5 protein-coding genes and 1 pseudogene (1 of these 6 cut by a window edge) are annotated in these 6,856 nt (G+C 64.3%); 5 read left to right on the forward strand and 1 reads right to left on the reverse strand.

All coding sequences use genetic code 11. The annotated features are described in order from the left end of the window. Positions 1–192 precede the first annotated feature (192 nt). Genes HGB10_00005 through holA form a run of 3 tightly spaced genes read left to right on the forward strand, consistent with a single transcriptional unit; the run spans position 193 to position 4,268 of the window. Complete coding sequence (locus HGB10_00005) at positions 193–870, forward strand: ComEA family DNA-binding protein (GenBank protein ID NTU70202.1); 678 nt, start codon at positions 193–195, stop codon at positions 868–870. After that, complete coding sequence (locus HGB10_00010) at positions 860–3,445, forward strand: DNA internalization-related competence protein ComEC/Rec2 (protein ID NTU70203.1); 2,586 nt, start codon at positions 860–862, stop codon at positions 3,443–3,445. Before HGB10_00005 ends, HGB10_00010 begins: the two co-directional genes overlap by 11 nt. Next, positions 3,330–4,268: a DNA polymerase III subunit delta gene (gene holA / locus HGB10_00015; GenBank protein NTU70204.1), complete on the forward strand. Its 939-nt coding sequence runs from the start codon at positions 3,330–3,332 to the stop codon at positions 4,266–4,268. Before HGB10_00010 ends, holA begins: the two co-directional genes overlap by 116 nt. Here holA and rpsT read toward each other — a convergent pair. Beyond that, positions 4,265–4,531, reverse strand: coding sequence for a 30S ribosomal protein S20 (gene rpsT / locus HGB10_00020; protein NTU70205.1), 267 nt, complete (start codon positions 4,529–4,531; stop codon positions 4,265–4,267). The two genes, holA and rpsT, sit on opposite strands and share 4 nt — an antisense overlap. A gap of 154 nt (positions 4,532–4,685) precedes the next feature. On the opposite strand from rpsT, the gene lepA reads away from it, so the two are divergent. Together lepA and dusB are read left to right on the forward strand one after the other, a co-directional pair. Beyond that, the gene (gene lepA, locus HGB10_00025) at positions 4,686–6,488 is read left to right on the forward strand and encodes an elongation factor 4 (GenBank protein NTU70206.1); all 1,803 of its coding nucleotides are present in this window, start codon (positions 4,686–4,688) and stop codon (positions 6,486–6,488) included. Positions 6,489–6,511: 23 nt separating this feature from the next. After that, positions 6,512–6,856 (forward strand): annotated as a pseudogene (gene dusB / locus HGB10_00030) (tRNA dihydrouridine synthase DusB) (it continues 695 nt past the right edge of the window).

A 6,856-nucleotide genomic window follows, 5' to 3' on the forward strand; every position in this document is an offset into this window, starting at 1 on the left:
TGGGTGCGGTCTACCTCGCCGAGCACGTTCGGCTGCCCAGCATGCGGTTGGTGCTGCGCACCGGCGCCTGGGGGCCGTTCCTGTTCGTGAACCCCGAGATTGTGGACTTGCGGGTCGTCTGAAGGCGCGGCCCGCCATCGACCTGGAGATTCGACGGCGCCCCCTCCGTTGTTCGCGGGAGGGGGCGCTGCTGTGTTGAAACGGCTTGAAGGTGGTGTCGAGGAACTCGCACGCCGTGCAGGGATCTCGGGAGTGTCCGGGCGTGTGGTTCTGGCTTGCGGTCTGGTGCTTGCACTTGGAGTGGGGTTGGCGCTGGCTCGCTGGATGCCAGCACGCGCCGACACCGATGCATCGACGGCTATCCTGTCCTCTGAAGGGCCGTCGAGCAGCGCGACGGCCACGTCATCCATTCAGACGAGTGAGCCAGTTGCCGCGTGGGTACACATCGCCGGTGCGGTCAGGCGTCCAGGGCTGTACTCACTGCAGGCGGGTGACCGGGTTCAGGCTGCGGTCGATGCCGCCGGCGGGCTTCTCGGGAATGCCGCTCCGGAGGCGGTCAACCTGGCCCGGGTCATCCAAGACGGGGAGCAGATCCTAGTCCCCACCGCCGACGAGTACGCGCAGGGCTCCGGCGCAGCATCGACGGCCGGGGGCGCCGCACCCACGCCGGCGGGGTCGATGCTTGATATCAATAGTGCGACCGCAGAGCAGTTGGACGGGCTACCCGGCGTCGGGCCGGCCACCGCCACGAAGATCGTGGCCGAGCGGGAGACCAACGGGCCGTTCAGTTCAGTCGAGGACTTGGGTAGGGTTGCCGGTATCGGGCCCAAGAAGCTTGCCGATCTGGCGCCGCTGATCCGTGTGCACTGAGGACGCGAAGATTCGGCCGTTTCGGCCCTCGATATCGCCTCTCGTGTGGGTGGCGCTGACGCTGTGGGGCGGAATCTGGGTGGGCCAGTGGTTGCAGTGGGAGGCCTACTGCGGACGCCCACTGCCTGTGGAATGGGTGGTGTTGTGTGCCGCCCTGCTGGTTCCGGTTGTGGCCATGCTGGTACGCACTGGGCGCTTGGTTGCGGTCGTGTGCGTACTTGCCTTGTTCGCAGGAGCGACCCTGGGTTGGCTGCAGTGGGGCGTCTGGGCGCGTGGGGCAGCCATGCTTTCGGCTTCAGCGCCTACTCAGTTCCAAGTCGAGGTTCTCGGAGACGAGTCCGTCTCCGACTTCGGCTCCAGTTCTGAGTGTCGGCTGCTCACCGGCGCCGCACGAGGTGCCCGTGTGGTCATGCAGTGGCCGGAAGGCGCGGTGCCGCCCCTGGGATCCTCAGTGAGTGCATACGGCCACTTCAAGGCCGCGCCTGTAGACGCACGCGGCGCACGCCTGTCTCGGGATTGTGCGGTCGGATACGTCCGAGCTCGTGCACTGCGAGAGGTGACGTGGGCGCCGACTATCCGCGGCGCGCTGGGCCCACTGCGACTCTGGGCGTCCCGTAAGCTGGGAGAGGTGCCGGGAGCAGGCGGTGCACTGCTCGCAGGCGTCGTGCTGGGAGATCGGAGACGTCTCGCTGGGACTGAGGCCGATACGGACTTCCGGACGACCGGGTTGACCCACGTGGTTGCCGTGTCAGGCAGCCACTTGGTTGTCGTAGCAGCTGTGGCGGGGTGGTTGCTCGGGATGGCCGGGTTGGGTCGCGTCCCGCGTGGTCTTGGCGTCGCGCTGGTGGTCGGGGCATACGTGGTGCTCTCGGGGGTGCAGCCGTCAGCGGTGCGTGCGTGGGTGATGGCGGTGTCTGCGGCCACTGCATGGGCGGTGGGCAGGCGCACTGATGGAGGCTCGGTGCTTGCGGTCGCTGCAGGCGGGATACTGCTGACCGCACCGAGCGCCGCATTCGACCTTGGCTTCCAGCTCTCAGTGGCTGCCGTCGCGGGTCTCGTCTTCCTCGGGAGACTGGTTGAGGAGTGGGCGTGCGTGGTCACCGGTCGACGGCTTGAGTGGCTTGCCGCACCCGTCGCTTTGACCCTCGCGGCCACCCTTGCGACCGCTCCGATCACGGTCGGGGTGTTCGGCATGCTCTCTCTCGTGTCGCCTTTGGCGAACGTTATCGTCGGCCCCTTGGTCTCGGGAGCCTTGGTGGGTGGACTCCTGGCTCTCGCGGGAAGTGCGCTGTCAGGCGCCCTCGGTGCGGCCCTCCTGAAGCTTGCGTCGCTGCCTGCCCATCTCTCGGTTTGGGTGGCGCACAGATTGGCATCATTACCGTTCGCTGCCGTTGCCACCGCAATGCCGTGGACCGCCTCGGCCGCTTGTCTGTGCGCTGCAGCTCTCGTCTGGGCGATCTGGCCCTCGCCGACACGATTCAGGGCACGGGTCGCAGCCGCCTGCATCGGGGTCGCTTGCGTCGGCTTGGCGATCGGCCCACCCGCGCCTCGAGGTTTGAGCATCACGATGCTCGACGTCGGTCAGGGCGACGCGATCCTTCTGAGAGACGGCGGCAGGTCGCTCCTGGTGGACGCGGGTCCTTCCTCCGGGGCGATGAGGGAGGGGATCGCGCGCGCCGGCGTGCGCCGGTTGGACGCGCTGGTGGTCACGCACCTTCATGCAGATCATTACGGCGGGATGGGCGGTCTTGCGGGCGTCGTCGATGTCGGGGCGGTGTTCGCTCCGGAAGGCGCACTCGATGCACCTTCTGACTTCTCGATGGCCGCCGCCGAACTCGTCGGCGAGGATGATGTCTCGACGCTTCGAGCAGGTCGCGAGCTTGTGCTCGGTGCGACCACTGTCCGTGTGCTGTGGCCCATGGATTCAGTGGACGACCCCGCCGAGAACTCGGCTAGCGTGGTGCTGCTCGTGCGACGCGGAACCTTCGAGTGTGTGCTCACGGGCGATGCAGAGTCTGACGTGCTCGATACGCTGGTGGGTTCGGCGGCCATCGGCGATGTGGATGTGCTGAAGGTGGGTCACCATGGCAGCAGGGGAGCCGCAAGTCCGGAGAGCCTGCGCATCATGTCGCCGCTTGTGGCGCTGATCAGCGTTGGTGCGGGAAACCGATTCGGTCACCCAACGCCGGAGATGCTCAGCCTGCTGCAGGCGGCCCACGCGCGCATCATTCGCACCGACGAGTCAGGCGACGTCACTCTCCACATCGCGGACGATGGCACATTCTCGGTGACCGCGGACGGCCGGCGTGCGAACGGCGCGGCGCATCTCTTCCGCCGCGTCATCGGTGCCCCAATCGACCCGCTCTGTGCGAAACTGATTGACGTCTGTAATGCGCCGTATGCACCCCCGACGACCGGAGTCCCGCCCCGTGGCAAACGAACTCAAAGACTATCGGCCGGTGTATCTGTTCATCAGCGAACAAGAGCTCCTCCTCGACAGGGAGTTGTACAAGCTCAAGCGGGATGTCGGCAAGCTGGCCGATCTCGATTTCAACTCAGAGATGTTCGACGGTGAGAACGCGAGCGGTGACGACATCGTCGCCGCCTGCAATACGCTCCCGTTCGCATCGGAGCGCCGTTTGGTTGTGGTACGGAACGTTGAGAAGCTCAACAAGGATGACGCTGAAGCGCTGGTTACGTACGTGCAAAGCCCCGCCGAGTCGACCATCCTCGCTCTCGCCGCCAAGAAGCTGGCAAAGAACACTCGTTTGTACAAGGCCGCCGAGAAGTCCGGTTCACTCGTGGTCAAGACCGCACCCAAAGCCTCTGAGCTACCCGCCGAAGTCCAGAGCATGTTCAGCAAGCGCGGTCGAACCATCACACGAGACGGCGCAGAGCTCCTGGTCCGCTCGGTCGGGCAGGATTTGTGGCGTCTGTCCGCAGAGGTGGATAAGGCCGTCGCCTTCGTCGGCAATCGAAAAGAGGTGTCTGCGAGCGACATCGAGCAGATCACGGCGACCACGGCTGCCACATCGGTGTTCGAACTCGGTGCTGCGCTCGGTGATAGGGATGCCGCTCGCGCTTTGCGGTTGCTGGACCGGCTGGTTGGAGATGGCGAGTCCGTATATGGGATTCACGCCATGGCCCTTCGCCAGATCCGTGACCTGATCGCTGCTCGTGCGCTTCTCGATCGTGGCGAGGGGAGCACTGCTTCTATCGCGGCGGCCTTAGGGCGACCGGACTGGCAGGTGCGCAACCTGCCGCGGCAGGCCAAGAACTACTCGTCCGATGAGTTGGTTGGCGCGCTCAGGGCCGCCTGCGAGTCCGAGGCACAAATGAAAACGAGCCGGGATGCCCGACTCGTTTTCGAATGCTGGATTGTGAAGGTGTGCAGCTAGGCAGCGACGCCGTTGGCAGCCTTCATGATGCCGGACTTGCGGTTGGCTGCCTGCGAGGCGTGAATGACGCCCTTGCTGGCGGCCTTGTCGAGCAGGCGCGACGCGGTGAGTGCTGCGGCCTTGGCGGCGTCAGCGTCTCCGGCCTCAACCGCGGCGTGAACCTTCTTAATCGCGGTCTTGAGTTCGGACTTCACAGCGCGATTACGCTGGTGCGCCTTCTCGTTGGTCAGGACGCGCTTCTTCTGGCTCTTAATGTTTGCCACGTGGGTCTTCCTCCGTTAACGACTAGCGATGGTGCCCGTCGCAGTGGGGTGCGATGAACCACGAGAGTCTAGCACACGCCGTCGGGCGTCGCCAATCGGCTCTTCGTATGCGATATCTCCCCAAGAGCCCTCGCGCTTGCTACACTCAACCGCTATGACTGAAGCCTCCCACATCCGCAACTTCTCTATCATCGCGCACATCGACCACGGCAAGTCGACTCTGGCTGATCGCATCCTCGAGTTGACCCACACGGTCGAGTCCCGCGACATGATGGAGCAGGTCCTCGACTCGATGGATATCGAGCGTGAGCGCGGCATCACGATCAAGGCACAGGCCGTCCGGGTCATGTACGACGCCGACGACGGTCAGACCTACCAGCTCAACCTTATCGACACCCCCGGGCACGTCGACTTCACCTACGAGGTGAGCCGCTCGCTAGAGGCGTGCGAGGGAGTCATCCTCGTCGTCGACGCAACTCAGGGCGTCGAAGCCCAGACTGTCGCTAACGCGCTCATGGCGATGAATGCGCACCTGGAGATAATCCCGCTCATCAACAAGATCGACCTTCCTGCCGCCGATCCCGAGCGAGTGCGCCACGAGATCGAAGAGGGCCTCGCGGTGCCTGCCGATGAAGCCGTGCTGGCATCCGGCAAGACGGGCGAAGGTGTGCGTGACGCACTTGAAGCGGTTGTCCGACACGTGCCCGCACCTGTAGGCCATGCTGACGCTCCGCTGACGGCACTCATCTTCGACAGCTACTTCGACGCGTATCGCGGAGTGGTCGCCCTCGTGCGCGTGTTCGATGGATCCGTGAGCAAGGGGCTCAAGGTCCGACTCATGGCCACAGACGTCGTCACCGACGTCGAGGAGGTCGGAGTACGGCGGCCGGCAAACGTGCCGGTCGACGAGCTCACGGTCGGAGAGGTCGGCTACCTCATCACCGGCCTGAAGGACCCGGCTCTGGTCAAGGTCGGCGACACCGTGACGCTGGCAAGGGGCGGCGCTACCGAGCAGCTGCCCGGCTACCGCGAAGTCAAGCCGATGGTCTTCACCGGGCTGTTTCCCATCGACGGTGACCAGTATCCGGAGCTTCGCGATGCTCTCGACAAGCTGACACTCAACGATCCCGCGCTCATCTACGAGCCCGAGTCGAGTCACGCGTTGGGGTTCGGGTTCCGTGTCGGCTTCCTAGGGTTGCTGCATATGGAAGTCATAAAGGAGCGGCTCGAGCGCGAATTCGACCTCGATCTCCTCGCAACCGCACCCTCGGTCGAGTACCACGCGTACCTCACTAACGGCAGTGAAATAGTCATCCACTCACCGCAAGACATGCCCGAGCCATCGAAGCTCGATCGCGTGGAGGAGCCGTTCCTCAAGACGACGGTCATCGTTCCGCCGGATTACGTGGGCGCAGTCATGGACCTCTCCATCTCACGACGCGCCACCTTCATCGACATGCAGTACCTCTCCAAGACGACGGTTGAGTTGCACTACGAGATGCCGCTGTCCGAGCTGATCATGGACTTCTTCGACCAGCTCAAGAGCCGCACAAAGGGCTATGCATCCCTCGACTACGAACCCATCGGCTATCGTCCGGGCAACATGGTTAAGCTCGACATCCTGCTTGCCGGCAAGCCCGTCGACGCCCTGTCGTTCATCGTGCACAAGGACAAGGCCTACGACCGCGGCAAGATGCTGACCGAGAAGCTCAAGACGATCATTCCGCGCCAGATGTTCGAGGTGCCCATCCAGGCTGCGATTGGAGCCAAGATCCTGGCTCGAGAGACCGTGCGCGCTATGCGCAAGGACGTCATCGCGAAGTGCTACGGCGGTGACATATCGCGGAAGCGCAAGCTGCTTGAGAAGCAGAAGAAGGGCAAGAAGCGGATGAAGAACATCGGCTCTGTCGAGGTTCCTCAAGAGGCTTTCATGGCTATCCTGAAGGTCGACGAATAGGCGCGCTCGCGCCGCCAACCGCGATGAAGCAGGTCAACGCCATCCTCGCCGAGAACCCGGTGCTGCTCGCGCCGATGGCTGGTGTCACCGAGGCGCCCTTTCGCAGAATCTGCAAGCGGATGGGTGCAGGGCTCACGTACACCGAGATGATCAGCGCGAAGGGGTTGCACTACAACCCGGACTCCCGTGTCGCCCGGGCGATGCTGACGTTCGATCCGGATGAGACGCCATGCGCGGTGCAGATCTTCGGTGCTGAGCCGGAGATGATGGCCGCTCAGGCCGCCAACATCGTGTCGTGGTACGGCGGCGACGTGGCGCTGATCGACATCAACATGGGGTGCCCGGTGACCAAGGTCATCGCGAAGGGC

It is taken from the genome of Coriobacteriia bacterium (assembly GCA_013334745.1).
Classification (GTDB): domain Bacteria; phylum Actinomycetota; class Coriobacteriia; order Anaerosomatales; family JAAXUF01; genus JAAXWY01.

Bases quoted from the DNA above. Each gene is read 5' to 3' on its own strand.
- lepA (NTU70206.1), top strand. From the start codon at position 4,686: ATGACTGAAGCCTCCCACATCCGCAACTTCTCTATCATCGCGCACATC.